The following is a 26,655-nucleotide window of genomic DNA, read 5'->3' as shown; positions in this document are numbered from 1 at the left end:
ACAACCCGCTCTCGTGATGACGAGAGCGGGTTGTTCGCTGTCAGCGTGGACGCTTCGGCAATGAAAAACTCGATTGCCACACTGGCTAGATCAGTTCATCTACCAACAATGGTCCTGCGAATAATCCCTACAGATGGTCCAGTAGGAATGCTCCGTTCTACTACTTAGCCGAGCCCTGAGGTTCCACTAGGACTGCCGCGGTGCGCGCCGGAATAGTCAGTTCACCGGTGGCACTGTCGAACGAAGTTGACTTCACCCGGTCATCACTGCCTTTCGCAAGAGACTTGGCAAGCGAGTAGTCGTGACCTACCAGCTCCTCAAGCTTTTGCGTGCTCTCCTTCGGCGAGGCATTGAAGAGGACTAAGGCACCGTCATGCTTGCGATCGACATCCTTACCCACCGTGTCGTCAATGCGCATCACGATAATTCCCGGTTCAGCCTCAGACCCACCCAGCGGGAAGCTCACCTTTTGCCCAATGAGATCAGCTGAGCCCAATCGCAAGAGTCCAACTTCCTTGCGGGTCTGCAACAAGTCCAAGGCTGCCCCTTCAGCATCAGCCATGGCCTTGGCATCCGGCTTGAGCGCAGGGTCTTCTAATAGTGGAGCCATCAGATCCCACTTCTCCCCGTTATCTGCCTCGGGCGGAAGACCCGAGCCAAAAGTATTTTCCACTCCGGAGAAGTCGATGCGGTTGAACCAGTCCCCCGAGTTATAGGAATTTCGGTCCAAAGACTTTGAACGCAATAACTCGGTTCCGGCATGCCAGAACGGAACAGCTTGTGAATACATCACGGTTGCTTGCGAGAGAGTATTCATCCGCACCCGATCCTCCATGGAAGTATCTCGTGGCAACTTGAGCACAGTGAGGTCGTAGAGCGTTTCATTATCGTGCGCGTCAACATAGTTGATCACTTCTCCCGGCTGCGAAGCATAGCCTGCTTTCGCTCCGCGGTAATCCAATTCATCACCGCGGTGCACACTGCCATCCGAAGCGAGGAATTCGAAGTCTGCGAGATTGCCAGCCAAGCCGAGCTTCACTAGGTCGGTTTCGTGGCCGAGATCTTTCAACGCTTCCTCGGTGCTCCCATTGACCTTATTACCGTTGGGATCCGTTCCCAAGCCAGTACCAAAGCCCTGACGGAATGTTGAGGATGAATCAACAGGACTGCCACCATGAACGGCATCGCGCAGTCGGTCGTTAAAGGTCCCGATGCCGGTACCGTTCATTTGCCCCTGAGTCGCTTGATAGAAGCGAGCATTGTCCGCCACCTCACCAAAGTTCCATCCTTCGCCATAGAGGTAAATGGACTTGCCGTCCACTCCGTCACGTCCCGGCTTCAGTTCATCTAATGCACTGCGTACCGCTTCCATGGTTTCTCGTGAGTGGTGGCCCATGAGGTCAAAACGGAATCCATCAACCTTATAGTCCTTGGCCCACACCACCAGGGCATCAACCATCAGTTTCTGCGCCGCAGCGTGTTCCGTGGCCAGGTTCTGACAGCAGGTCGAGGTTTCCACTTTCCCGGTGGCATCAAGCCGGTGGTAGTAGCCAGGCACGATCTTATCCAGCACACTGCGATCGGCTTGACCCGAGGCTGCGGTGTGGTTGAACACCTGATCAAGCACTACTTCTAGCCCCATGCTGTGCAAGGATCCAACCATCGAGCGGAATTCTTCGACACGGTTCGCTCCTTCAGGGTTCGTGGCGTACGAACCTTCCGGAGCCATGAAATGGAAGGGGTCGTACCCCCAGTTGAATCCGTCTTCATCACCGTGGGCAGTAACGCACTCTTGTTGTTTGCTGGAAGCTGCCGGCAGCGACTTCAGATCACAGTCCGTCTCAACACGTTGTGACTGTTCCTCCTCAATGGTGGCGATATCAAAACTTGGCAGCAGGTGAACGGTAGTCAGGCCAGCCTCGGAAAGCTGTTTGAGCTGTTTACTCCCGGCCCCATTTGCTCCAAACGCTCCGTAGCGGCCCCGCTGATTCTCGGGCACCGAAGCATCTGAAATCGAGAAGTCACGGATCTGCAGTTCATAGATGCTGCGGTCCACGTCCTTTTCGACGTTTTTGGCTTTGGCCTTACGCCACTGTTTTGGCTGGTGGTGAGGGTCTTCCAAGCTCACCGCGACCGAGTGGGTGGAATTAGTGGTCAACGCAACCGAATATGGATCGGTAACAATATTCGTTTCGATCTTGCCCGTTTCAGGGACAAAGACCTGAACTTCCCACCGGTACTTCGCCTCAGCCATCTGAGGTTTACCCTTTACCGTCCACACACCGCTGTCCTTCGAATAGCTAGCAGCGTATCGTGCAGTCTTCTCCTTCTTGTCAGTAATCAGCAGTGTTGTTTTTTGGGCCGTGGGTGCCCAGAGCCTAAAGGTAGGGCGTTTTCCGGTGAAGCTCACGCCGAGTTCTACATCGTCAAGCGCCTTGGCATAGAGATCATCAATGACACCAGCACTCTGAACTCCGGTGAAGGCGGTGAGTTTCTGGGTATCCCCTTCGCCATCAAATCGTGCCAATGCCAGTTGTGAACGCAATGCAGAGGCTACGTCTTCGCGATCTAGCTCAACACGCAAGGCACGGTAGTCGGCAAGGTGTGGGAACTTCTTGCGTTGTTCGGCACTCAACCCACCAATAATTTCTTTGAGCTCGATTGGCTTCGCACCGGAGATCTCTTCTCCCTCCAATTTCAAGCTGGCGTCCTTTGAAGCGTAGAGGGCATAGTTTTCACCAGTGCCTAGATCACGAGGAATCGCTAGGGTGTCAGCGGAAATCCACTGCGCTTTCATTTGACCAACGCCGGCGACTGTTTGGGTGTCAGAACCAATCTGCAACAGGTGAGTCTTCGAGTCGTAGCTGAAGCTCACTGGCTTTCCTTCGGTTACCGAAAGACTGTAGTTAGCACCTCCGGCGGCACCGTCAACGCCATAATTTTCGTCCCACCCGAAGTTGTGTGACACCTTAAATTCGTAGGTACCAGCCGGGATCTTCTCCGTAGTGAATTCGTAGGTACCGTCAGCATCAGCGTCCGCCATTAAAGTAGCGAGACAGGTTGGATCCCAGTCGGATTTACAACCCAATTCGTCTTGAAAACTTCCCGGTAAGGTGATCATCGGACCCTGTTGATCGCTTTGTGCGATGTTGTTGCGGGGATCGAAGAAGAACTTGACGGTCCCACCTTCGTGAGAATATTTAAGGTTGTCACCACCGGCAATACCACCAGCGCCATAGTTCAGATCCCATGATCCGTTGATGGCTACCTTGTATTCATAGTCCCCTGCTGGGACATCGAATTCACCAGAATAGACCCCGCCAGGCTGTTCAGTGAGTTTGGCTGCCTCGCAGGCCGGATCCCAGTCGGTGACACAACCCATTTCGGTGTTATGGCTTCCCGGCACGGTGACCATGGAGATATCCGATTCAGCCGGTTTTTCCTTCGCAAACCCGGAAACGTCGTTGCCCACGGAAGCATAGGTGGAAGCGGCGCTGTGTTCTCCTGCGGCATTGGTACTCACGGCACGATATTCCACCAAGGTGCCTTGTGGTAGCGATGAAACGTCGTGGAAGACTCGTGGGGTGTGGTCTTCTGCCACGCCCAGTAGGTGCCACTTCTCGGTGCCCACTTCACGCCACGACATGCTTGTTTCAGCCCACGCCTGTTCGCCTAAATCCACGGATACGGGTGTTACGCCGCTGAGTCCGGCCCCAGATTTTGGAGCGGAAATCTCAAGTGTGAAGGCAGCACTATCTACGTTCTTGTCAGCTTTATAAACCACTGCAGATAGCGCTGGCACCGTCACGTTGAGTTTCCCGTCCGCAGCACTGCTGAGTTTGTCTTCGGCGCCATAGAGCGCTGAGTAGGTTGCGTCGGAGGTCAGAGTCGACAACTCAACATCAGCGGATTCTTCCGAGTTGTTCAGGGCCACCAGGTATTCGGTTTTCTCGTCACGGTCCACACGCGAGAATGCATAGACTCCCTTGGAATCTTGGGCGTATAGCTCTACTTGCGCCCCGCCCTTCAGCGCTTTGTTTGATTCGCGAAGTTTAGAGAGGGCCGCGATGTGCTGGTACATCGGAGAATCACTGTCATAACGATCTTGGGTTCCGAGCTTTTCTCCGGTAATCAATTCTTGGTTCTGATACTCCGAGACTTGAGAAGCGAACAGTGATTGGCGAGAATCCTTGTCTCCACCGGTGCCTGCAAATCCTTGTTCGTCACCGTAGTAAACCACCGGCTGGCCACGGGTCAGGAACATCAGTTCATGGGCCAGTTCATCACGTTTGAGTTTCTGATTGCTGTTGTTCAGGAAGTACCCAATGCGCCCCATATCGTGATTGCCAAGGAAAGTTGGTAGAGCATCAGCTGAGGTGTTTGCCGTGGTGTAGTAGTCATCCGCCGAGAACAGCGTGCTTAGCGTTTTGGCTGAATTTCCTCCCGCGAAACCGGCAGCAGCAGATTGGAACGTGAAATCAAGGACGGAATTCATTTCCGTCTTACGCACGTAGGGCGAAAGCTTCTTTGCATCGGCATCATAAACTTCGCCAAACATGAAGAAGTCGTCTTTACCCTGGGCTCGTGCATAGTCCTGAACTTCTTTGGTCCATTGTTCCCAGAATTCAAAATTCACATGTTTTGCGGTGTCGATGCGGAAGCCATCAATTCCGAAGTCCACCCAGTTCTTGTAGACCTCTGCGAAACCGTTGACTACCTTAGGATTTTCGGTCATGAGGTCATCAAGCCCCTGAAAATCGCCATAGGTGACCGACTCACCTTCCCAGGTTGAGTCCCCGCGGTTGTGATAGAGCGTTGGATCATTGAGCCAGTCGGGGACCTTCTTGACTTGGTCAGAAACAACCGGGGTATAAGGGAAGGAACTGGAAGCGTCTAGCTCTGGGAAGGTATCACTGCCTGCGTAGTCCGCCGGGTCAAAGGCTTGACCCTGAGCATCCTTATAGGGAAGGGAAGACTGCTCAACGTAGGAATACTTCTTTTCCTTATTGTCGATGAGATCCGCGGTATGGTTCACGATGATGTCGAAATACACCTTGATGCCACGCTTGTGGGCGTCATCAATCAGTTCGGAGAGTTCTTCATTGGTGCCTAGATGTGGGTCGATCTGAGTGAAATCGGTGACCCAATAGCCGTGATATCCGGCGCTGGCATCATCACCACTACCCTGAACCGGCATGTTCTTAAAACTGGGCGTGAGCCAGATGGCGCTGGTGCCAAGGCCCTGAATGTAGTCGAGCTTGGAGTGTAAGCCTGCGATATCACCGCCTTCGTAGAATCCTTTGTCCGTCGGATCAAACCCGGTGGTTAGTCGATCACCTTCCAAACCGCCGGTGTCGTTAGCCGTTGAGCCATTGGCAAAGCGGTCTGTCAAGACGAAATAGAATTGCTCACCAGAACCGGCTTGCCTGACCGGCGCAGCGACCAATTCGGCATCAGTATCTGAATATTCTCCGCGAAGGTCCAGTGGCACAACTTGTGTCAGCCCAGTGGCCGTATCAAAGGTGAAGCGCAATCGGCTATCCGCACTCAGGGCTAGGGGAATGTTCTCTTCTCCCCCATCGAGTCCATAAGACGTGTCAAAGCTTTTGTTCAACGCTACTTTGTATTCATAGTTCCCCGCCGGAACTTCCACTTCCAGGCTGTATTGCCCTTCCTGGTCCGTGGATTGCAGGCTGGTAGCTTCACAGTCAGCCATCCAGTCAGCGGAACATCCCAACAACGACTGAAAAGAACCGGCCAGAGTCACAGAGGTTTCATCTGCCACGGCGGGAATACTAGCCAGGGGTGCCATGGGTGCGAGCGCCAGCATCGGGGTTGCGGCCAAGGCGGTGACCCAACGACGCCAACTACGTTTATGAAGGTATGGTGGCAGTGGCTGACTGCGCACGGAGGAAGCAGCGCTTTTGCTGTTCACGAAATGCTCCATTGAGTTCGAAGGTGCGAGCGGCAAGCCATAAGAGCTGACTCGCCAGTGATTCAGCCCACACTACTGAGCGAATTCCATCAAGTGCAAGCGTTTCCAACATTTACACTCGGATGCAGGGAAAACATCAAACTTTTCAGTATTTTTCCAACTTTTTACATAGGAAACGTTTGCACAATGCGGCACAAAAGTCTCCAATTCCCATTGTCCGGTCAGGTCGGCAACCCCACTACAAAAAGAACCTCCAGACAGCTTTTGGCTGTCTGGAGGTTCTTTTTCGTACTAGTTCTTACCGTCCGCCGGTAGCAGGGCTTGATGCACGACGTGGTCCACGTGAGCGACCACCTGCGGCACCTGCAGCATTGCGGCCTCCGGATCGTGCTGAGCGTGAGGAGTTCGACGGACGCTCGCCATTGGATCCACGAGCCGAACGGCTTGGACGCTCAGCATTAGCGCCGCGTGATTCGCGTGCTGGACGCTCCGACTGGTTCGATGCACCGGAACGATCTGAACGGCGACGGTCTCCGCCGCGGCCCTGTGCCTCACCGGCAGGCTTGCCGCCGCGTGCATTGCGTGCGCCACCGCGTCCGCCACGGGCGTTCGAGGATTCGCCGGCAGGCTTCTTCTTCGCTGGGTTGCGGGTCTGCTGTGCTGGAGCAACATAAGGAACGAGTTCGGCAACTTCGCCGACGACCTTAGCCACAACTGGCGAGTTCAGGTTGACCTTTTCGAAAGGTACCTTCAGCCCGGCCTGCTTCAGCAAAGTCGAAACGTCGCCCTGCTGATCAGGGGTGCAGATGGTCACTACGGTTCCATCCGAACCTGCACGTGCGGTACGGCCCGAGCGGTGGGTGTAGGCCTTGTGCTCTGCTGGTGGATCAATGTGGACAACCAGTTCCACGCCATCAACGTGCACGCCACGAGCGGCAACGTCGGTAGCGACAAGCACCTTCGCCTCGCCTGAAGCGAAAGCAGCAAGGTTGCGGTCACGGGCATTCTGCGACAGGTTGCCGTGCAGGTCCACTGCTGGAACGCCAGCCTTGGACAGGGTCAGCGCCATCTTCTTGGCGTGGTGCTTGGTGCGCATGAACATGATGCGGCGGGCAGTGCCCTGAGCCAGGACGCGGATCAGGTCCTTCTTATCATCGTTGCTGATGACGAAGACGTGGTGCTCCATGGTGTTCACAGCGGCCTTGGGCGCATCCACCGAGTGAATGGTCGGGTGGCTCAGGTAGCGCTTGACTACCTTGTCCACGCCGTTATCCAAGGTGGCGGAGAACAGCATGTGCTGGATGCCGGTTGGCATGCGGTCCATGATGCGGCGTACTACAGGCAAGAAGCCCATGTCTGCCATGTGGTCGGCCTCGTCCAGCACAGAGATTTCCAGCTGGGACAGGTCGACGATCTTCTGCTTGATCAAGTCATCGAGGCGGCCTGGGCAGGCGATGACGATGTCAACGCCCTCGTTCATGGCCTTTTCCTGGCGGCTCTGGGCCACGCCACCGTAGATCACGGTGGTGCGCAGGCCGGCAGCCTTCGCCAAGGGCTCAACGGTCTTGGCGATCTGGGTTGCCAGTTCGCGGGTTGGAGCCATGATCAGCGCACGGGGGAAACGAGCCTTGCGGCGCTGCGGGCGATCTGCCAAACGCGCTACCAGTGGAAGCGAGAAAGCCAGGGTCTTGCCGGAACCGGTCTGGCCGCGGCCCAGGACGTCGCCGCCGGCGAGAGTCGAAGGCAGGGTCGCTTCCTGGATCGGGAAGGCGGATTCGATTCCGCTGTCGGCAAGGACCTTGGCAAGGTATTCGGGCACACTGAGGGCGCTAAAAGTTACGGACATATTCAAACTTTCTCTCTGATTCGCACGCCTGATGCAGGCGTTGGGTTTCGCCGAGCCAGGAGGAAGTCCGCAACGTGCAAGGCCAAGGCCTGCTACCAAAAGTGAACCGGCGGAGGTTGTCCGGGCGATCTACTGGAGGGGAAATCTAAACTGTCGACGCATACGCCACAGAATTTTCCGGTGACGCACAAAGATCCATACTACAGTGCTCAAGCGAGGCCCGTCTGTGAGCGGCCCCGCTTTGCACTGCTATGCCGGGAGATGTTCACCACTTGCACTCCCGGATTCTGCGAACTTCTTACTAGTTCAATTCGAACTTCTTCTTCGCCAATTTCGAGGGCCACCAGACCTTTGGTCCAATTTCCTCAACCAGCGCGGGAACCAGCAGGCTGCGGACCACAAAGGTATCCAAGAGCACTCCGAATGCCACGATGAAGCCCAGCTGGCCCAGGAACATGATTGGCACTACGCCCAAGGCGGCGAAGGTTGCAGCGAGCACCACGCCGGCGGAGGTAATCACCCCGCCGGTGACCTTCAGGCCAACGCGCATGCCCTCACGGGTTCCACGCTTCAAGGATTCCTCGCGCACTCGAGTCATCAAGAAGATGTTGTAGTCCACGCCCAAGGCCACCAGGAACACGAAGCCGAACAGCGGCACTGAAGGGTCCGCGCCAACATAGTTGAAGACGTTGTTGAAGACCAGTGCGCTGACGCCCATCGCCGTGCCATAGGACAGCACCGTGCTCAGGATCAGCAGCACCGGGGCCAGGATGGAGCGCAGCAGCAGCATGAGGATCAGCAAGATCGCCAGCAACGTGATCGGGATGATCTTGAACAGGTCCGCAATCGCGGTCTCGTTGGTATCGATCTGCGTTGCGGTGGTGCCGCCGACCAATGCATCCGAATCCACCGCATGCATCTGCTCACGCAGCTCAAGCACGGTTTGCTTGGCGGCATCCGAGTCCGCCGCATCAGCCAGGGTCACCGAGATCAGGTTCCGGCCTTCGACGTTCATCGGATCAGCACCACGGGCGGGCATTGCCGGGCCACCATCCTCGGCCTGCAGGTAGGCCGAATCCACGCCGCTAACATCCAGCGCCTTCTCCAAGGCCACCTTCGCTTGGGCTTCATCGACGATCACGGTGGCCGGGGATCCCGAACCACCAGGGAAATGCTCGCCCAAGGCGATCTGCCCGTCGCGCGCCTCGGAACCGCCAACCACCAGCTCGCTTTGCGGCACTCCATGGGCCTTGAGCTGGGTCATGCCCAGCGCTCCCACGGCGAGCAGCACGGCGGTAATGATCCAGATTGGACGCGGATGGCTGGCAACGAAACGCGCAATGCGGCCCCACATCCCTTCCTTCTCCTGGCCCTGGGCATCTACGGCCGCAGGTTTGGGTGCGAATGGCCAGTAGGCTGCCCGGCCCAGCAGCCCGAGCACTGCCGGCAGGAAAGTCAGCGCGGCGATGATCGAGAAGATAATGCCTGAGGCGCCAATTGGACCCAATGCCTTATTGGAGTTCAGGTCGGAGAAGAGCAGGCACAGCAGGCCCACGGTCACGGTGCCGCCCGAGGCGACGATCGGCTCCAGGGACCTCTTCCAGGCTGTCGCCACAGCCTGCCATTTGTCTTGGCCGGCGACCAGGGCTTCCTTGTGGCGGGCGACGAACAGCAGCGAATAGTCGGTAGCTGCGCCGATCACCAGGATGGACAAGATGCCCTGGGCCTGGCCATCAAGCCTGATCCAGCCTTCGGAGGCCATGAAGTACACGGCGAGGATCGCTGCGCACAGCGCCACGACCGAGGTGAGCAGCACGGTGAAGGGAAGCAGGATCGAGCGGTAGACCAGCAGCAGGATCACCAGCACTGCCACCAGGGCCACGCCCAGCAGCACGCCGTCGATGCCGCCGAAGGCCTCAACCAGATCGGCGCTGAAGCCAGCTGGTCCGGTGACATAGGCGGTGGAGCCATCAGGCTTTTCGGCGGCGATCAGCGAGCGCAGCTCTTCGACTCCGGCGTCGGCTTTCACCTCGCCGGAGACCGGAACGATGAATTCAGCAGCCTTGCCGTCCTCGGAAAGGAAGGGGCCGGTGATTTCGCCGTCCAGATGGGTGAAGTCTTTCAAGGCCTCGCCGATCCGCCCGGCCTCTTCCTTGCTAACCCCCTGGGTGCCAGTAAGCAGGACTACGGCCGGGATTGCTTCGGTGGAGCGGAATTCACCCTGCCACTGCAGCGCCTCGGTGGCTTCGGCGGTCGCCGGAAGGAACGAGGTCTGGTCATTGGTCTGGACTTCGGAGAGCTTGCCGAAGGTCGGGCCGCCGATACCGGCCACTGCCAGCCACAGGATGATCAGCAGGGCGTAAATCCCTGCCCTGAGGCCAATACCCTTCTTATCCAACCGCTTCCTGCTTGCTGGCTGATCGGTTTTCGCTAGGTGCGCCACTGATCTATCCTCACTCGTGATTGCTGGCAGCGGATCGCACAGCGATCCAGAAGGCAATAGTACAAGATTTATTTCCATCATAGAAATACTCGCCAAGCTATTAAATTATTTTCCAGCTACGATTACGATTATGAGCGCACGAGAACACCACCACGTGGTTAGGCTCCTGCAGGAATTCGGCCAAGCCTCGGACCGCTACGTTGAATCCACTGGAGCAATCTACGGGACCCACCGCACCGATATGAATGCGCTGTCCATCATTATTAACTACGAGCAACGCGGCCTGCTGCCCTCCCCGCGCGATCTGAGTCGCGAGCTGCAGCTGAGTTCACCGGCCACCACCGCGATGCTGGACCGTCTGGAAAAGCTGGGCATGATCGAGCGCCAGCGCTCTGACCGCGACCGCCGCGTCATCCGCATCGCCATGACCCCCAAGGCCCGCACCAAGGGCAGGGAAATGTTCATGCCGCTGGGGATCAAGATGCTCGACATCCTCAGCGGATATGACGAAGAACAGCTGCAGATCATCAGTAAATTCATGGCCGAAGCCGTCGCCGGTGTGGACAGCGCCCGCGAAGAAGTCGTAACACAGCGTGCGACGAAACCAGCCGCCCCGTAGCCGGGTACTAACATCATCAGGTGACACTTTCACTTTGGATTTCCCTGCTCAGCGCCTGCATCATCATCAGCTTCACTCCCGGCGCCGGAGCAATCAACACAATGAGCAACTCGATGCGCCAAGGCTGGCGTGCATCCATCTGGGGTGTCATCGGGCAACAGATCGCTTTGCTGATCCATGTGGTCATTGTCGCGGCAGGAGTGGGACTGCTGGTAGCCAGCTCCCCGCTGCTCTTTGGCATCATCCGCTACGCCGGCGCCGCCTACCTGGTCTATCTGGGCATCCGCATGATGCTCTCCAAACCGGAAGTCGCCTCTGACGGCACCAGCACCGGGCACCGCCTGACACGCTGGGCAATGCTCAACCGCGGAATCCTGGTCAACCTGCTTAATCCGAAAGCCATCGTTTTCTTCCTGGCATTCACCCCGCAGTTCATCCGGACCGATCAGCCTCTGCTCTCCCAATACGCCATCTTCATCGGCACGGTCATCGTGGTGGACATCCTGGTGATGTTCTTCTTCTTTGCCGGCACCGCCCGTACCTTCCAGCGCTTCACCGCCACCTACCGGGGCGCCAAGCTACTGAACATCCTCTTCGGCATCCTATTCATCCTGGTCGCCGCGCTGCTGTTGCTGATCCACTAATTTTTTCTCTCCCAAAGCCGTATTGAACCCCTAGTCGTAACCCATTCATGGCCCTGCGCACCGAATCGTTGCCGTTTTGTTGCCGGGAAACGGGCGCGTAGCTATCGATCGAATCGCCTTGTGCCCCTAGACTGAAGCCATGTTCCGGATAATGACAGTGTGCACGGGAAATATCTGCCGTTCACCGATGGCCGAGTACATGCTCAAGAACGCGCTCAAGGACGCAGAGATCTCGCAGGTGGAGGTCGTGTCCCGAGCCATCACCGACGGTGAAGTCGGCAAGTCGATCGATGAGCGTGCTTCCAGCATTTTGCGCAGCCACGGGCTTGACGCGTCCAAGCACCTGGCCGCCCAGATCGACTCCGATGAACTCGCCCAGATGGACCTGGTCCTGGCGATGGACACCGACCACTTCGAGGCACTCGTTCCCGAACTGGCAGAGATCGATCCCAGCGAACGCCCGCAGCTGCGGATGTTCCGCTCCTTTGATCCGGGAACCGCCAGCGCACCGCACGACCAGCAGGGCATTTACGACCCCTGGTATGGTGATGCCGGAGATTTCCGTGAAACCTGGAAACTCATATCTGCTTCCCTGCCTGCCCTTGTAGATTACGTGCGGAGTAATATCGCCTCTCGTGGAAACCGCTAGACCAACACTCATTGCCGTGGACGGACGTTCCGGATCCGGCAAAAGCACCTTTGCAACAGATCTAGCCAAATACTTGGAAGCAACCGCCTCCGTAGCTATTTTGCGCCTTGAAGAGCTCTACCACGGCTGGGACGGGTTGCATCGCTCCTTCGACCTGTACAACCAGCTGCTCCCGCAGCTGGCAGACGGACAAGGAATCACCTATCCCATCTGGAATTGGGAAGCCGACACCCTTGGCGCACCAAAAAACCTGGTGCCCGCCGATGTGGTGATCATTGAAGGCGTAGGAGCGCTGCATGGCGGCGCCCGCGAATTCCTTGACCTCGGAATTTGGCTCGAAGCCCCAGAGAACTTCCGCCGCGACCGCGCACTGGCCCGCGACGGGCAGACCTACAGCCCTTACTGGCAGATGTGGGCCAAACAAGAAGAACGCTACCTGCAGGCCCAGCAGCCAAGCCAAGCAGCCACGTTGATGATCCGGACCGACTTGGACCAGGATCCGATGCAGATCTGGAAGCAGGCCAGCGCCTACCTTCCTGGCCCAGTACGCCAACTGTGCAGCCAAGCTGGCTTCGCCCCCGCCCAGTTGGAATTCCACCAAAGCTATCAAGGCCCAGCAGATGCCGCCGCGTTGTTCGACCAGCTCGCACAGGGGCACCGGCACGCTGCCTTCTTGGAATCCACCAGCCACCAGCTCAGCGACCCGCTGGGCCGCAACCGGTACTCGATCATTGCGCTATCCACTGCACCGCAACCGCCGGTACTCAGCGCCAACGCCCAGGGAACCACACTGGATCTGCCCGGAGCACAGGTACAGCTGGGCCAAAACTTCTTCCCGGCACTGGCCGCCCTGTGGCCAATCGGGAACACGGCAGCAACCTGCTATCCACTGCCGTCATGGGTCGGCTATCTGGGGTATGAACTCAAGCGCGAAGTCGGCGCCGCAGATTTATCAGCGGTGATCGAGCCTGGACGGGTACGCCCCGATGCACAGTTCTTCGCCCCCGACACCGTGGTGGTCATTGACCATCGTGAAGAACAAATGTACCTGCACAGCAGCAGCCAGCCAGAACCGTCGCTGTCCATCCTGCTGGGCAACCCACCTGAGCACCGGCCAGCTAAACCACTGCCTACCCCGAACTTCAGCTGCGCGGATACCGAAGCCGGATACAAGCACAAGATCCGCCAGGCCCAGCACGAAATCTACGAAGGCAACACCTATGAGGTCTGCCTGACCACCGAGCTGACCGCCCAAGTCCCAGAGTTTGATCCGTTCGAGGCTTACTGCCGCATGCGCCGCACCAGCCCAGCGCCGTTTGCCCATTACCTGCGATTTACCGATCTGCAGATCTCCAGCATCTCGCCTGAGCGTTTCCTTGCCCTATCCAAGGATGGCCAGCTGCGCGCCGAACCGATCAAGGGCACCCGTGCACGCGGAATAGACGAAGAATCGGATCTGGCGTTGAAGCGCGATCTGGCCACCCACCCCAAGGACCGGGCCGAGAACATCATGATCGTGGACCTGCTGCGCAACGATCTCTCCCACCATGCGGTTCCCGGTTCGGTGAAGGTGACCCGGCTGTGCGCGGTGGAAACCTATGCGACGGTGCACCAGATGGTCTCCACCATCGATGCCACGCTGGCTTCCCCGCACTTGGCCGCACACGCGTTGCGTGAAGCGTTCCCGCCGGGCTCGATGACCGGAGCGCCAAAGCTATCCACGATGAACATCCTCGACGAACTCGAAGAGCAACGCGCCCGCGGACTGTATTCCGGAGCAGTGGGATACCTGGGCGCAGATGGCGCCGCTGACTTCTCGGTGGTAATCCGCACCCTGGTCTGCGACCAGCTAGCCGATCAATCCTGGCGCTTGTCCTTGGGATTAGGCGGTGCGATTACCGCTGACTCGGTGCCCGCCGAGGAATGGGACGAGGTCATCACCAAGTCCCGCGGCGTGCTCCAGGCACTGGGCGCCCAATTCCCTTCACGGACCTGAGCACTACTGCAAGGTGGCGGTCAGGCGGGCGACATTGTCGATCCAGCGCTGCATGCGCGGGCGCCGGCGCCACTGCGACAGGGTGATCTCTGTGGAGATTTCACGGTACTGGTTCTGCACCGCGTTCACCGCGTCAACCATGTCCTTGCCCAGCAGCATCACGGAAATTTCCATGTTCAGGCTGAACGAGCGCATGTCCATATTCGATGAACCCACCACAGCCACCTCGTCATCGACGGTGAAGCACTTGGTATGCAGCACCATCGGCGCCGGATAGCGGTGGATGCGCACTCCGGCTTCCAGCAGCTGCTGGTAGTAGGACTGCTGCGCGTGATGCACCAGGAACTGGTCGCCTTCTTCGCATACATAGAGTTCCACGTCCACCCCGCGCTGGGCGGCGGTGGTAATGGCATAGAGCAGCGAATCATCGGGGACGAAGTACGGGCTGGTAATTTCCAGCCGCTCGGAGGCCGAATAGATCAGGGTATTGAACAGCCGAAGATTATTCTCCGTGCCATAGCCCGGGCCGCTGGGCAGCAACTGCGCCAAGGTGGAGCCAGGACGTTCCTCATAGGCCAGCGGGTGGCGGGCCTCATTCATGTCCATCAGCACTTCCTGGTCATCATCTTCCTGCCACCAGTCGGTAGCGAAGGTGACATCCAAGCTGTGCACCAGCGGGCCTTCGACGCGCAGCATCATTTCAACCCATTCGCGGCCCACCTTGTGCGAAGACTCGCGCTTGTAGCCCGGCTCGATCAAGTTCTGGCTTCCGGTGAAGGCCACTTCGCCGTCAACAACCATGATCTTGCGGTGATTGCGCAGATCCGGGCGGCGCCAGCGCCGGCCAATCAGGTCAATGGGCAGCATCGGGCGCCAGTTGATATTGGATTTCTTCAGCCGGTTCTTGAAATCCCGGTATCCCTTGACCCGCAGGGTACCGAGGTGGTCGAAGAGCATGCGCACGTGCACGCCGCGATCGGCTGCCGCTTCCAAGGAATCCAGCACCGGTCCCACATAATCCGGGTCATCGCCCATGATGTAGAACTGGATGTGCACATAACGGGTCGCCTTATCGATTTCCTTGCGCATCGCCTCAAGCGAAGCCCGGTAGTCGGAGATAACTTGAACCTCGTTGCCGCCTTCCAGGGGCATGGCCCCCAGATTGCGGTTGAGCATCACCGCAGATTCCACCCATTCTTCTTGGGAATGAAATTCTTCTGGCAACTGCATGTGGCCCGTGGCTTTCATAATCGCATCATGCGCACGCTTCTGCTTTTCCAACCGGCGGCGGGAAAGGCGAGGGTTTGCGAAAAGCCAGTACGCAACCAGACCCACAACGGGCAGGAAGAAGATGGCCAAAAGCCAGGCCATGGCGGTAGTGGGGCGTCGGTTACCCGGGACAATGCCGATCATGAAGTAGCGAACCGCTAGTTCTACTGCGACCAGCACGCTCCACAGAACGCCGCCAATCTGCAATAAGACTTCATTACTTGGCCACACTCAGGCACCCCCTTGGCTACGCCCCTCGAAAATGGCATTTTCGGCGTCTGATCAGTGAACTACAGGCGAAAATCCTTCGCTTAGCTTATCGAACAATGTCAGACTTGTCTGAATCTCTACGCACGGATATAACGCAGAAGACGCTAGGGTTCGATAATCTATGTCTATGAGCTCTCTTGTATTCTTGGATCCGGCCTATCCGGCTGGACGTCTTGCAGACATCACTGCACCGCAACTTCTCGTCACGGCACAGGGAGTCACACGTGGGGACGGCATCTTTGAATCGATGCTCTACACCAATCAGGCCGTACGCAAATTCGAAGCGCATCTGGCTCGTTTGGCCACCTCCGCCGAAGTTGCAGACCTGATCATTCCCGATGCCCGCAGCTGGTTTGCCGCGGTGGACACCGCAGTGGCCGATTTCGATGCCACCGGCGGAGCCGAAGAAGCAGTGGTCAAATTGGTGGCTGCGCGCGGCGAGCACGACAGCGATCCAGCCATCTGCTGGGTCACCGTCACCCCGGCCCCGGCCTTGGGCAAGGAACAGCGCGAAACCGGCGTCGATGTCCTGCTGCTCGATCGCGGCTACGACTCAAAGCTGGCAGAACGCGCCCCATGGCTCATGATGGGCGCCAAGACCCTGTCCTACTCGATCAACATGGCTGCCCTGCGCTACGCGCGCAAGCACGGCGCCCATGATGTCATCTTCACTTCCGCCGACGGCATCATCCTCGAGGCTCCCACCTCGACCGTGCTGGTGGCCCAGCGCGATGGCGAAACCAAGCGCCTGCTCACCCCGATGCTGGAAACCGGCATCCTGCCGGGAACCACGCAGAGCGCAATCTTTGATGCTGCAGCCCAGGACGGATGGGAGCTGGGCTACGGACCACTGCGTCCCGAGGACCTGTACCAGGCCGACGGAGTCTTCTTGGTCTCCTCGATCCGCTTGCTCACCCCGGTGCGCACCATTGATGCCAAGCCATTGCGTCTGGACGCCGAGCTGCATGAACAGCTCAGCGCCCTGTCCGACGCAATCCGCTAGGTCCACACCAAATTGTAGGTTCCTGCCAGCACGGCCGCCGTCATTGCGGCCGTGCCAAGCAGGACTCCGGTGCCCAGCACCAGCGCATCACGCCAGCTGAAGGTTGCAGTGCGAATCCAAGTGCGCTTGGCAGTACCAAATCCCTTGGCTTCCATGGTGGTTGCCAGCCGTCCGGCACGGCGAATCGCCTGCACCAGCAACGCCAGCACCTGACCCAAGCTTGCCTTCAGCCGCTGGCCCAAGGTGCCAAAGTTCCCCATACCGCGAGCACGCCGTGCCAAAGTCAGCGTGGTGAATTCTTCGACCATCAGCCCCAGCAACCGCATTCCCGCCAGCGCGCCGAGCACGAAGCGATGCGGCACCTTCAACTGCTGGGACAGCGCCCCGCCCAGATCGCTGGGATTCGTGGTGGCCAGCAGCAAAATACACGGAATAGCCAGCGCGAACGCACGCAGCCCGGTAGCAATACCACCGGCAACCGAACCTTCGGTAATGCTGAAGGCCCCGAATTGCGCGTAGACCATGCCGCTGTCCTGCCCCACCAGGGCAATGCCCCATGCGGCAAAGACTCCGGCCAGTAGCAGCGGCCAGGCCCGCTTGAGGAATTTGACCGGGCCTATTCCTGCCAATGGGAAGAGCACCACGGTCGCAACGATAATCACCAGCGCTGAGACCCAATCCAAGGTGGTGATCAGTGGCAGCGTCGCCGCTGCCACCGCCCCGAGCTTGGCCAGCGGGTTGATCTTCGCCAACCAGCTGCGCCCGACAGGTGCATCAAGCACCGGCCCCTGAACAGGAATCTGAGTGGTGGAATTCTGTGCGGCCAACAGCAGGTCATCTGCCTGCAGCACCTTGGCAAAATGATCATCGTGGGTGACCGCAATAATCGCAGTTCCCTGCTCCAATTCCTCAACCAGCAGCCCGGCCAGTTCGCGCCAGGTGTTCGCATCCTGCCCAAAGGTCGGCTCATCGAGGATCAGCACCTGTGGGGATGCGGCCAAGACGGTCGCCACGGACAGACGGCGCTTCTCGCCACCGGAAAGGGTGAAGGGATTCGCGTCAGCCAGCTCATCCAGTCCCAAGCGTTCAAGCAGCACCTGTACACGCTGCTGGATCTGCTCGGGTTCGTACTTGGGCAGCTCAGCATCGCTGCGCTGGGCACGACTGGGGGCAAAGGCCAGCTCTTCGCGAACGCTCTGGGTGACGAACTGGTGTTCAGGTTCTTGGAAGACCGACCCGATCCGACCGATCAGGGCCCCTGCCTTCCATGCAAATGGCGCTTGGCCCAGCCCGTCGGCAAGCTTCTCGCTGGCAGCCAGTTCACCGCCGGCTTTCTCCAGCAATCCGCCCAAGGTCAAGGCGAGGGTTGATTTGCCGGCACCATTTTCGCCGCGGATCACGGTGGCCGTGCCAGCCTTCACGCGCACGTCGACTGCTTGGGTGCGCGGGGCGGCGGCACTGCGTGCAGAGACCAGCTGCCGCGCTTCAAGCAGCGTTGGACCTGGCTCGTTGGCTGCAGCGGCTACCTGTGGAAGGTATCCGGGGATCCACAGCCCGGCAGCCGCCAGCTCGTTGCGCACCGTGGCGTCCGTATAGAGCTGCTGGGGGTCCAGATCATGCGCGACTCCCCCACCAGGCTGCAGCACGATCACCCGGTCGACATGTTGCGCCCAGGCATCAAGACGATGCTCGACAATGATCAAGGTGGCCCCCGATATCCGGGCCGCGTTCAGTACCGCATCGCGCAATAGCTCGATGCTTTGCGGATCCACATTGGCAGTGGGCTCATCGAGCAGCATCACGCTTGGCTCCATGGCCAGAATGCCGGCCAGGGCCAACCGCTGCTTCTGCCCACCAGAGAGTTCCTGAGTTCGGTGATCATGAGCCAACGCGCCCAGCCCCACCGCGTTCAACGCTTCGGGGATGCGCTGGCGAATCACCTGCGGATCAATCCCGAGGTTCTCCGCACCAAAAGCCACATCATCAGCGACCCGGCTTTGCACCACCTGAGTTTCTGGATCCTGCTGCATCAGCCCCACCGGATGGGTGCGGCTGAAGGCATCGGACCCGTCTATGAGCAGACGCCCGGATACCTGCTCGGCCTCATCGGCTTCGAGCAATCCTGCCATGGCGTGCAACAGTGTCGATTTGCCGGCACCTGAAGGACCGACCAGCAGCACCTTTTCTCCGGCGTGGATCTGCAGATCCAACCCGGAGATAGCCGGCTGGTGCCGTTCGGTGTGCTGCCACCCGAAGCCTGTTGCGGTAATTGCCGCCCCACGCTGGGTTTTACTGGCGGCCCCGGAATTGGCAACGAAACTCATTTTGAGCTTTCCAAGTGCGCACGCCGGCTGGCCAGCGCGCTCAGTGCTCCAGTCTTGGCCAGGGCACGAGTGGCCAGCCAGGACAGCAGACCGGCAACAATCAGTCCGGAAACACCGGTGGCGATCACGTGGAAGATCTTCATCCCCGCGGTGTACTCAACGTAGTAGGCCATGATGTAGGCCTCGGAAAATCCAGCAAACAGCCCGGAGAGCAGGCCTGCCAGCAGTGCAACGCCCAGGTTCCATTTGCGGTAGCGGAATGCGGCGAAGACCAGTTCTGCACCCAAGCCCTGGACCGCTCCGGAGATCAGCACGGTCAAGCCATAGTGCGAGCCGAGCAACGCTTCAACGACAGCGGCCAGCAACTCGCAATAGATCGCGGCTCCTGGCTTGCGGATGATCAGCGCACCGAGCACCGCTGGGAATAGCCACATGCCGGTGAGCAGTGCGGTAGCTGGTGGGAATGCGGCAAAAGCCAGTGAGAACAGGCCATATCCGGCGCTCCATGCCCAGAAGATGACCCCTGAAGCTACTGCGATCACCGAGGCGACCACGATGTCAACTACACGCCAGCCGGTACGCTGCTTCGATACTGTTTCGTTCATTGTTACTCCTCCTGTGCAAGGAGGGGAGATGGACGGAATGAGGGCATGTTCCCATGCCTATCCGCATCCGAGATGCTCGACTTCCTTCGCCGGTACTAGCCGGGGCAGGTTCGAGGGTCTGCGATCTATCGCACTCTCAGCGTCTTGCGACTTTTAAAAAGTCTGACGCTCCCCTGTCGGAAAAAATACTGCTCCCCCACCATACCGCAGGTATGCTGGGCAGAGGAACGATAAGTCAAGACCTTGATCGTGAGGAAAAAATGGATAAAGTGCAGAAACTTGTCACCACCGGCATCACCGTTGGTGCAGGCATTCTCGGCGGCAAGCTAGTTGATTTCCTTTGGTTGAAGGCCACCGGCAGCAAAGCGCCACGCAAGGGCACTGACGAAGCAGCTGAAGCTTCATTCCGTAAGGCACTGGGCTTTGCCGTGGTCTCCGCTCTGGTGGCAGCGATCATGCAGACCGTTGCAGACCGCAGCGCCAACAAGGTTGTTGCCAAGTTCACTAAGTAGGCATCGGCATTAAGCCATGAAGCGGGAGCCGCGATATTTGCGTGGCTCCCGCTTTGCGTTTAATTCTGGTTTTCTCCGGGTTGGTCCTTGGTGATCGGAGTGGCTTCGGTTGGTGGAGTGGAATTGACCTTGTTCACGACCAGGCTCAACTCATCGGAGAAGAGTGTCTCCTTGGCCGCGTGCTTGGTGCGGTAGCCGGATCGGCCGATCATGTGGGCAGAAACAGGTGCGGTCAGCAGCTGCATTCCCCAGGCCAGGACCAGCACCGGGATCACCGCCCAGCTGCGCAGATGAATGGCCAGTCCGGCGAAGATCAGCAGGAAACCGAGCACCTGCGGCTTGGTCGCGGCATGCATGCGGGTGAGCATATCCGGGAAGGTCAGCAGGCCGATACCGGCAATCAAAGACATCAGGCAGCCCACGACCAGCAGTATCGCGACAAGAATATCGAGGAAGAGATCCATTAGGCGTTCCTCTGATCCGAAACGAAGCGCGAGACGGTCACAGAGCCGATGAAGCCGAGCATGCAGGCGGCCACCACGAACAACAGGTAGTCGGTGTGCTTGTGCAAAACCATTTCCAGGCACAGCGCGGCGGAGATGATCAGCAACATCACGTCCAGGGCCAGCACCCGGTCAAGAATCGACGGGCCTTTGGCCACGCGGACCAGGCAAGCTACGGCCCCAAGGCACAGCATGATGCCGCAGATCCAAATGACGATGTCCATCATGTCTATTCCTTCCTCGCAGCAAAGTCCGGTCCGCATTCATTCTTGATCGCTTCGTACTCATCCGGACTGCCGATGGCCATGATCAGCCGGCGCTCGATGTCGCGGATGGCCGCCCGGGCTTTCTCCACATCTGCCGGAGATTCAATGTCGATGTAGTGCAGGTACAGGGTCGATGAGCTGCGGTCCACGTCGATCACGAACGAACCCGGGATCAGCGTGAGCACGTGGCCCACGGTCATCACGATCAGATCCGAGCCGGTGCGCAGCGGCACCGCGATGATGGCGCTGTGCGTCTTCTTGCCGTTGGCGATGGCCAGCTTGGCCACGTGGAAGCTGGCCACGACCACTTGGCCCATGAACCAGATGAACAGCTTCAGGCAGTACCACAGGTTGATGCGTCCGGACAGGACCACCGGCGGCAGCGGGAAGAGGTTGACGATGACCAGCGCGATGACCGCGCCGAAGATCATGTTGCCCAGCGAGAAGTCCTGCCACAGGGCGCCCCAGACGAAGAGCAGCAACAGCAGCAGCGGCCATTCCTGCTTGAATGTCGCGCGGTGGCGCACACCGGAGGTATCCAGCGCATCATCGATACGCTGGTCGCGCGGTTCAAAATTCCTATTCGGCATCATCCCTCCAATCAGAGTGGCAAGATCGCAGTGATATAAGGTTCGCGGGCAATCAGTTCCACGGCCACGCGCTCACAGAATTCGAAGATCGGTCCGGCAAAGACGGTCAGCGCAATACCTGCAAGCACCAGCGAACCGGTGGCATAACGCATGCCCCACGGCAGGGATTCGGCTTCCAGGGACTTGGCCAGCTTCAAACCCAGTCGGGGGTTCTGCCCTCCTCCGGCCAGGGTCTCATCGGCCACCCGGGTCGCTTCGGCGACCAGCCCCTGGTTGGGAACTTCGGCATCAGCGGCACGGCGCCAGAACACCCGGGCCCACACGCGGATGATCGCCATCAAGGTCAGCAAGCTGGTGAGCAGCCCGGCACCGATCACGATCCAGGTCAGCGCATCAGCCTCTTGCGCGGCCGCATGAAGCAGCCCGAACTTGCCCAGGAACCCGGAGAACGGCGGGATGCCGCCCAGGTTGATGGCCGGAATGAAGAACAACAGCGAAAGCGCCGGGGAAAGCTTGGCCAGCGAACCGAGCCGGGTGACATTCGAACTGCCGGCACGGCGTTCGATCAGCCCGGCGACCATGAACAGCGAGGTCTGCACGATGATGTGGTGGCCCACGTAGTAGACGGTCGCGGCGATGGCCAGCGGCCCGCCCACGGCCACACCGAAGATCAGGTAGCCGATGTGGCTGGTGAGCGTAAAGGACAGCATGCGCTTGAAGTCCGTCTGCGCCAGCGCACCGAGGATACCAATGACCATGGTCAGCGCCGCCACCACCAGCAGTCCGGCGTTCACCGCACCACCCGGGAAGAGCAGGGTTTCGGTGCGGATAATCGCGTACACGCCCACCTTGGTCAGCAACCCGGCGAACACCGCGGTCACCGGGGCCGGTGCCGTCGGGTAGGAGTCCGGCAGCCACAAGGACAGCGGGAAGACCGCGGCCTTGATGCCGAAGGCGATCAGCAGCAGCACATGCAAAATCAGCTGCGGACCCTGGCCCAGTTCGGGCAGCTTCAGCGCAAGGTCGGCCATGTTCACGGTACCGGTGGCCGCGTAGATCATCGCGATGGCCATCAAGAAGATCACCGAGGAAACTACGGACACCACCACGTAGGTGGTACCGGCGCGGATGCGTTCGGCGGTGCCGCCCAGGGTCAGCAGCACGTAGCTGGCGGTGAGCAGGATTTCGAATCCGACGTACAGGTTGAACAGGTCCGCGGCCAAGAAGGCGTTGGAAACGCCGGCCAGCAGGATCAGGTAGGCCGGGTGGAAAATCGAGACCGGTCCGGGCTCATCGCCGTCGGCCAGGCCCTGGCTGGTGGCGAACAGCAGCACGGCCAGCGAAACCACGGTGGAGACCAGCAGCATGAAGGAGCTGAACCCGTCGACCATCAGCGCGATGCCGAAGGGCGAGTCCCAGCCGCCGATGTGGATGGCGTAGCTTTCTCCGCCCCACACCGCGGCCATCATGCCCGCTTCGAGCACCAGGGTCAGCACCAGGATGCCGATGGTGATCAGCCGCTGGACGCGTACCTGGCGACGGGCCAGGAACGCGGCGCCTGCGCCGAAGATCGGCAGCACCACGGCCAAGGGGGCTAGGTCCAGAAAATTCACTCTTCCCCCTCTCGAACCGGGCGGCCTTCTTCATCGACGAATTCGGTCGTGTCCTCAGCCACTGGCGAGTCTTCCTCTTCGTCGTAGGCGGTCTTCTGCGAGACCTTGATATCTTCGGTGTCATCGGTGAACTCATCGGCGCTGGTCAAGGTCCAGGACCGGTAGATCATCGCGAGCAAGAATGCGGTCACCGCGAAGGTGATCACGATCGCGGTCAGGATCAGTGCTTGGGGCAGCGGATCGGAATACTCATCGCCGCTGAGCTGCGGGTTGTACAGCGGCGCGGCTCCGCGGCGTCCGCCACTGGTGAGGATCAGCAGGTTGATGCCGTTGCCCAGCAGCATGATGCCCAACAGCACGCGGGTCAGGGTGCGTTCAAGCACCAGATAGAAGCCGGCGGCCAGCAGTACGCCGGTGATTACCAGGAAGGTGATGTTCACGCTCATCGTCCAACTCCCGTCCGCGAGGCCTGGATCGCATCATGGCGATCCACTGGGCTGCGGCCTTCGGACAGCGAATCAATTTCACTGCCCAGCGAGCGCAGTACATCCTGCACGAGGCCCAGAACCACCAGGTACACTCCAATGTCGAAAATGGTCGAGGTGACGAACTTGTGATCTCCGAAGAACCAGAATTCCACCGCGTACGTTGTGAAGATCTCGTCGCCCAGCAGCAGCGGCACGACCCCGGCCAGTCCAGCCAGGGCGATGCCCCCGCCGATCAGCATGCCCGGTGCGATGCGCATCGATTCGGACAGCTCCACGCGGCCGCCGGCCAGGTAGCGGATGGTCAGTGCCAGACCCGCGATCAACCCTCCGGCGAATCCGCCACCGGGGGTGTTGTGCCCGGTGAGCAGCGCATAGACGGACATGATCAACACGGTGTGGAAGATCAGTCGGGTGACGACTTCGAAAATGATCGAGCGGCGTTCAGCGACCAGGGTGCTGCCGGCCATCAGCCAGTCCTGGTTGGAGCTGCTGGCAAAGCGACGTGCAATGCGCAGCTCGGTTTCCTTCGATTCCTTGGTGCCGATCGCTTCGGAACCCGAATCGATGGTGCCCGGGGCGACTTCATGGGCGCGGACCCGGCTGCCGAAGCTGCGTCCGGCGAAGATCAGCGATGCCACACCGGTGGCCGCGGCGGCCAGCACGGTGATTTCCCCGAAGGTATCCCACACACGCATGTCCACCAGCGCCACGTTGACGATATTCTTGCCGTAGCCTTCGGTGTACGCCATCTCCGGCCAAGCCAAGGAGATGCGTGCTTCGGTACGCGCGGCCATCATGGCGATGGCGATGTACACCACCATCACCGCCAAGGCGATGGCCAAAATGGCGCGGCCCCATTTGATCCGGGTCAGTCCAACCCACAAGCGCTTGGGCAGGGCGCGCAAGGCCAGCACGAAGGAAACCAGCACGATGGTTTCCACCAAAAGCTGGGTCAACGCCAGATCCGGGGCACCTTGCAGAGCGAAGATCGCGACCATGCCGTAGCCGGTCACCGACACCATCAGCACCGCCATGAAGCGCTTCGGCGCGGTAATGGCCACGACCGCTCCGGCGATGATCACCGCACCAATCAGCAGCTGGGCAGGATGATCGGCGATGATCCAGTTGGTGGGCCACGGGGTGTAGACGGTCAGTGCGATGGCCAGCGGAATCACCAGGACCACTGCCAAGATGACGCCCAGGTAGAAGGACAGCGAACCACGCTGGGTACGACCGGTGATCCAAATGGCCACCTTGTCCAGCACGTTCACCGACATGCGGTACAGTTCCTCGGCCGAGGTGAGCATGCGGCGCAGCGGCGCGCCGGTGTCGGTACGATGGCGCAGCCAGAAGAAGCACAGGCCCACGGTTACCGAAATCGCGCTAAGTCCCAGCGCTGTATTGAAACCGGCAAATGGCAGCAGGTGCATATTTCCCGGACCGCCCTGAGCCGCTGACCAGTGGATCACCAAAGGCTCCACCAGTTGCGGGTAGACGCCTAGGAACAAGGTCATGGCCGAAAGCACCAGCAATGGTGCCAAGAAGATCAGGGTTGGGGCTTTGCATTCCAGTGGCGGCAGCTTCTTTTTCTTCACCCCGAAGGCACCGATGAGGAAACGCAGCGAGTAGGCCATGGTCAGTGCCGCGCCTAGGACTAGGCCGACCAGCGCGTAGATCCCCCACCCGGCATCCAGGTGCAGGGCCGCTTCGTAGACCGCTTCCTTGGCGACGAAGCCGAAGAGCAATGGGACACCTGCCATGGAGGCCGCGGCGATGCCGGCCGTAGTGGCCAGGATCGGCATGGCCCGGCGCAAACCGGTCAGCTTGCGGATATCGCGGGTACCGGTGTTGTGGTCAATGATGCCCACGCTCAAGAACAGTGTCGCCTTGAACAGGCCGTGGGCCAAGGTCATCGCCAGCGCGGCAAAGGCCGCCTCAGCCGTGCCGAAGCCGAAGACCGCGATGATGAAGCCCAGCTGCGAAACCGTGCCGAAGGCCAGGATCAGCTTCAAGTCATATTGCTTCAGTGCCCGGTAGCCGCCGATGAGCATGGTGAGAATACCAATGCCCACGGTCATCGGAACCCACAGCGTCGTCTCGGCAAAGCCCGGGGCCATGCGTGCGATCAGGTAGACGCCGGCCTTGACCATGGCTGCGGCATGCAGGTACGCGGAGACCGGGGTCGGTGCAGCCATCGCGCCAGGCAGCCAGAAGTGGAAAGGAACCAGGGCCGACTTGGAAATCGCACCGACGATGATCAGGGCCACCGCAATGTCGGTGAAACTGCCCAGGGCCACCAGTTCATCGGCCGAAGCCATGATTTCCGAAAGCTGGTAGCTATTCGCCGCGGCTCCGAGCATCAAGATGCCAGCGAGCATCACCAGACCGCCAAGGGTGGTGATGATCAGCGCGTTCATGGCCGAACGGCGTGCGGTGATCAGCGCCTGGCTGAAACCGATGAGCAGGTAGGAAAGCACACTGGTGATTTCCCAGAAGATGAACATGATGATGACGTCATCGGCGGTGACCAGCCCGGTCATCGCACCGGCGAAGGCCACCATCTTCGCTGCGAAGCCGCCGATCTGAGGGTCATCATTCTTGAAATAGCGGGCGCAATAGAAAAGCACCAGCGCGCCAACACCGAGAATCAGCAGCAGAATTGTTGCGGCCAGAGAATCCAAACGGAAATTCAGGGCGATATTCAGCCCCGGAATCCACTCCATCTGCACCGACGGAGGGGCATTGGGTGCACCGTTGGGCAAGGAATTATCGGCAGCAAGAACCGCCGGCATGCGCGTCAACAACCAAACGGATCCCACTGCGGGAACGGCCGCTACAACGTAAAAAGCGTTTCTTTTGAGAACCCGGAAAATCAAGGGGCACAAAACGGCGGTCGCAAACAGCGCAACGAGAATTATTAGCACGCGTCTCCTCTGTCGGCTGGTGGTGGGCAGAGTAACCAAAGCACTTGAGAAAGTGCTTGAGACTCTGATTTTATCAGCCGGAAGCGTACGGCAATTGCGCAAATGTGGCGTTTATGGAACATTTCCCTTGTTTTCCGCAACTAGCTGATTTTCGGA

General features: G+C 59.3%; 18 protein-coding genes and 1 riboswitch. Of the genes, 6 read left to right on the top strand and 12 right to left on the bottom strand.

The genetic code is table 11. The annotated features are described in order from the left end of the window. Positions 1-160: 160 nt before the first annotated feature. The 3 genes from pulA to AB4Y71_RS02725 all read right to left on the bottom strand — a co-directional run bounded on the left by pulA (position 161) and on the right by AB4Y71_RS02725 (position 10,224). Positions 161-5,830 carry a pullulanase-type alpha-1,6-glucosidase gene (gene pulA, locus AB4Y71_RS02735; protein WP_441718482.1) on the bottom strand — a complete coding sequence of 1,890 codons (5,670 nt, stop codon included), beginning with the start codon at positions 5,828-5,830 and terminating at the stop codon, positions 161-163. A 403-nt stretch (positions 5,831-6,233) separates the two neighbouring features. Beyond that, complete coding sequence (locus AB4Y71_RS02730) at positions 6,234-7,781, bottom strand: DEAD/DEAH box helicase (RefSeq protein ID WP_441717786.1); 1,548 nt, start codon at positions 7,779-7,781, stop codon at positions 6,234-6,236. A 301-nt stretch (positions 7,782-8,082) separates the two neighbouring features. Continuing rightward, positions 8,083-10,224 carry an MMPL family transporter gene (locus tag AB4Y71_RS02725; protein ID WP_441717784.1) on the bottom strand — a complete coding sequence of 714 codons (2,142 nt, stop codon included), beginning with the start codon at positions 10,222-10,224 and terminating at the stop codon, positions 8,083-8,085. A 130-nt stretch (positions 10,225-10,354) separates the two neighbouring features. On the opposite strand from AB4Y71_RS02725, the gene AB4Y71_RS02720 reads away from it, so the two are divergent. The 4 genes from AB4Y71_RS02720 (at position 10,355) to pabB (ending at position 14,132) form a co-directional block, all read left to right on the top strand. Continuing rightward, the gene (locus tag AB4Y71_RS02720; protein ID WP_441717782.1) at positions 10,355-10,843 is read left to right on the top strand and encodes a MarR family winged helix-turn-helix transcriptional regulator; all 489 of its coding nucleotides are present in this window, start codon (positions 10,355-10,357) and stop codon (positions 10,841-10,843) included. A 20-nt stretch (positions 10,844-10,863) separates the two neighbouring features. Further along, complete coding sequence (locus tag AB4Y71_RS02715; RefSeq protein WP_013349871.1) at positions 10,864-11,487, top strand: LysE family transporter; 624 nt, start codon at positions 10,864-10,866, stop codon at positions 11,485-11,487. 139 nt (positions 11,488-11,626) lie between these two features. Beyond that, the gene (locus AB4Y71_RS02710) at positions 11,627-12,136 is read left to right on the top strand and encodes a low molecular weight protein-tyrosine-phosphatase (protein WP_013349872.1); all 510 of its coding nucleotides are present in this window, start codon (positions 11,627-11,629) and stop codon (positions 12,134-12,136) included. After that, positions 12,123-14,132, top strand: a complete 2,010-nt coding sequence (pabB, locus tag AB4Y71_RS02705) for an aminodeoxychorismate synthase component I (protein WP_441717780.1) — start codon at positions 12,123-12,125, stop codon at positions 14,130-14,132. The genes AB4Y71_RS02710 and pabB overlap by 14 nt, the downstream gene beginning before the upstream one ends. A 3-nt stretch (positions 14,133-14,135) precedes the next feature. On the opposite strand, the gene cls is transcribed toward pabB, so the two are convergent. Then, positions 14,136-15,632, bottom strand: coding sequence for a cardiolipin synthase (cls, locus tag AB4Y71_RS02700; RefSeq protein WP_441717778.1), 1,497 nt, complete (start codon positions 15,630-15,632; stop codon positions 14,136-14,138). Between the two features lie 166 nt (positions 15,633-15,798). Between cls and AB4Y71_RS02695 the strand changes: the two genes are divergently transcribed. Continuing rightward, positions 15,799-16,674 (top strand): aminodeoxychorismate lyase, encoded by an 876-nt coding sequence (locus AB4Y71_RS02695; RefSeq protein ID WP_013349875.1) that lies wholly within the window; start codon positions 15,799-15,801, stop codon positions 16,672-16,674. On the opposite strand, the gene AB4Y71_RS02690 is transcribed toward AB4Y71_RS02695, so the two are convergent. Further along, entirely contained in the window at positions 16,671-18,998 is a 2,328-nt protein-coding gene (locus AB4Y71_RS02690; RefSeq protein ID WP_441717776.1) for an ATP-binding cassette domain-containing protein, read from the bottom strand. The genes AB4Y71_RS02695 and AB4Y71_RS02690 overlap by 4 nt on opposite strands. Then, positions 18,995-19,603, bottom strand: coding sequence for an ECF transporter S component (locus AB4Y71_RS02685; RefSeq protein WP_013349877.1), 609 nt, complete (start codon positions 19,601-19,603; stop codon positions 18,995-18,997). Before AB4Y71_RS02685 ends, AB4Y71_RS02690 begins: the two co-directional genes overlap by 4 nt. A 64-nt stretch (positions 19,604-19,667) precedes the next feature. Then, a riboswitch (TPP riboswitch) is annotated at positions 19,668-19,788 on the bottom strand. Between the two features lie 75 nt (positions 19,789-19,863). Here AB4Y71_RS02685 and AB4Y71_RS02680 point away from each other — a divergent pair. Beyond that, positions 19,864-20,115: a DUF4235 domain-containing protein gene (locus AB4Y71_RS02680; protein ID WP_041648968.1), complete on the top strand. Its 252-nt coding sequence runs from the start codon at positions 19,864-19,866 to the stop codon at positions 20,113-20,115. A gap of 59 nt (positions 20,116-20,174) precedes the next feature. Here the strand turns inward: AB4Y71_RS02680 and mnhG are convergent, their stop codons facing one another. Genes mnhG through AB4Y71_RS02650 form a run of 6 tightly spaced genes read right to left on the bottom strand, consistent with a single transcriptional unit; the run spans position 20,175 to position 26,499 of the window. After that, positions 20,175-20,579, bottom strand: coding sequence for a monovalent cation/H(+) antiporter subunit G (mnhG, locus tag AB4Y71_RS02675; RefSeq protein WP_441717774.1), 405 nt, complete (start codon positions 20,577-20,579; stop codon positions 20,175-20,177). Then, positions 20,579-20,845 (bottom strand): monovalent cation/H+ antiporter complex subunit F, encoded by a 267-nt coding sequence (locus tag AB4Y71_RS02670; protein ID WP_013349880.1) that lies wholly within the window; start codon positions 20,843-20,845, stop codon positions 20,579-20,581. Before AB4Y71_RS02670 ends, mnhG begins: the two co-directional genes overlap by 1 nt. Positions 20,846-20,847: 2 nt before the next feature. Next, entirely contained in the window at positions 20,848-21,474 is a 627-nt protein-coding gene (locus AB4Y71_RS02665; protein ID WP_102598352.1) for a Na+/H+ antiporter subunit E, read from the bottom strand. Positions 21,475-21,485: 11 nt separating this feature from the next. After that, positions 21,486-23,087 carry a Na+/H+ antiporter subunit D gene (locus AB4Y71_RS02660; protein ID WP_441717772.1) on the bottom strand — a complete coding sequence of 534 codons (1,602 nt, stop codon included), beginning with the start codon at positions 23,085-23,087 and terminating at the stop codon, positions 21,486-21,488. Beyond that, positions 23,084-23,533, bottom strand: coding sequence for a Na(+)/H(+) antiporter subunit C (locus tag AB4Y71_RS02655; RefSeq protein WP_013349883.1), 450 nt, complete (start codon positions 23,531-23,533; stop codon positions 23,084-23,086). The genes AB4Y71_RS02660 and AB4Y71_RS02655 overlap by 4 nt, the downstream gene beginning before the upstream one ends. After that, positions 23,530-26,499: a Na+/H+ antiporter subunit A gene (locus AB4Y71_RS02650; RefSeq protein WP_441717770.1), complete on the bottom strand. Its 2,970-nt coding sequence runs from the start codon at positions 26,497-26,499 to the stop codon at positions 23,530-23,532. Before AB4Y71_RS02650 ends, AB4Y71_RS02655 begins: the two co-directional genes overlap by 4 nt. Positions 26,500-26,655 lie beyond the last annotated feature (156 nt).

Origin of the sequence: Glutamicibacter sp. MCAF14, from assembly GCF_052114325.1 — a bacterium.
Classification (GTDB): domain Bacteria; phylum Actinomycetota; class Actinomycetes; order Actinomycetales; family Micrococcaceae; genus Glutamicibacter; species Glutamicibacter arilaitensis.
Note: the sequence above shows the minus strand (reverse complement) of the source record. Positions and strands in the feature narration are given on the sequence as shown.

Excerpts from the sequence above, each read along its gene's own strand:
- AB4Y71_RS02690 (WP_441717776.1), bottom strand. The coding sequence starts at position 18,998 with ATGAGTTTCGTTGCCAATTCCGGGGCCGCCAGTAAAACCCAGCGTGGG.
- AB4Y71_RS02710 (WP_013349872.1), top strand. The coding sequence starts at position 11,627 with ATGTTCCGGATAATGACAGTGTGCACGGGAAATATCTGCCGTTCACCG.
- AB4Y71_RS02655 (WP_013349883.1), bottom strand. The coding sequence starts at position 23,533 with ATGAGCGTGAACATCACCTTCCTGGTAATCACCGGCGTACTGCTGGCC.
- AB4Y71_RS02665 (WP_102598352.1), bottom strand. The coding sequence starts at position 21,474 with ATGCCGAATAGGAATTTTGAACCGCGCGACCAGCGTATCGATGATGCG.
- AB4Y71_RS02720 (WP_441717782.1), top strand. The coding sequence starts at position 10,355 with ATGAGCGCACGAGAACACCACCACGTGGTTAGGCTCCTGCAGGAATTC.
- AB4Y71_RS02670 (WP_013349880.1), bottom strand. The coding sequence starts at position 20,845 with ATGATGGACATCGTCATTTGGATCTGCGGCATCATGCTGTGCCTTGGG.
- AB4Y71_RS02685 (WP_013349877.1), bottom strand. The coding sequence starts at position 19,603 with ATGAACGAAACAGTATCGAAGCAGCGTACCGGCTGGCGTGTAGTTGAC.
- AB4Y71_RS02695 (WP_013349875.1), top strand. The coding sequence starts at position 15,799 with ATGAGCTCTCTTGTATTCTTGGATCCGGCCTATCCGGCTGGACGTCTT.
- AB4Y71_RS02730 (WP_441717786.1), bottom strand. The coding sequence starts at position 7,781 with ATGTCCGTAACTTTTAGCGCCCTCAGTGTGCCCGAATACCTTGCCAAG.
- pulA (WP_441718482.1), bottom strand. The coding sequence starts at position 5,830 with ATGCTGGCGCTCGCACCCATGGCACCCCTGGCTAGTATTCCCGCCGTG.
- AB4Y71_RS02680 (WP_041648968.1), top strand. The coding sequence starts at position 19,864 with ATGGATAAAGTGCAGAAACTTGTCACCACCGGCATCACCGTTGGTGCA.
- mnhG (WP_441717774.1), bottom strand. The coding sequence starts at position 20,579 with ATGGATCTCTTCCTCGATATTCTTGTCGCGATACTGCTGGTCGTGGGC.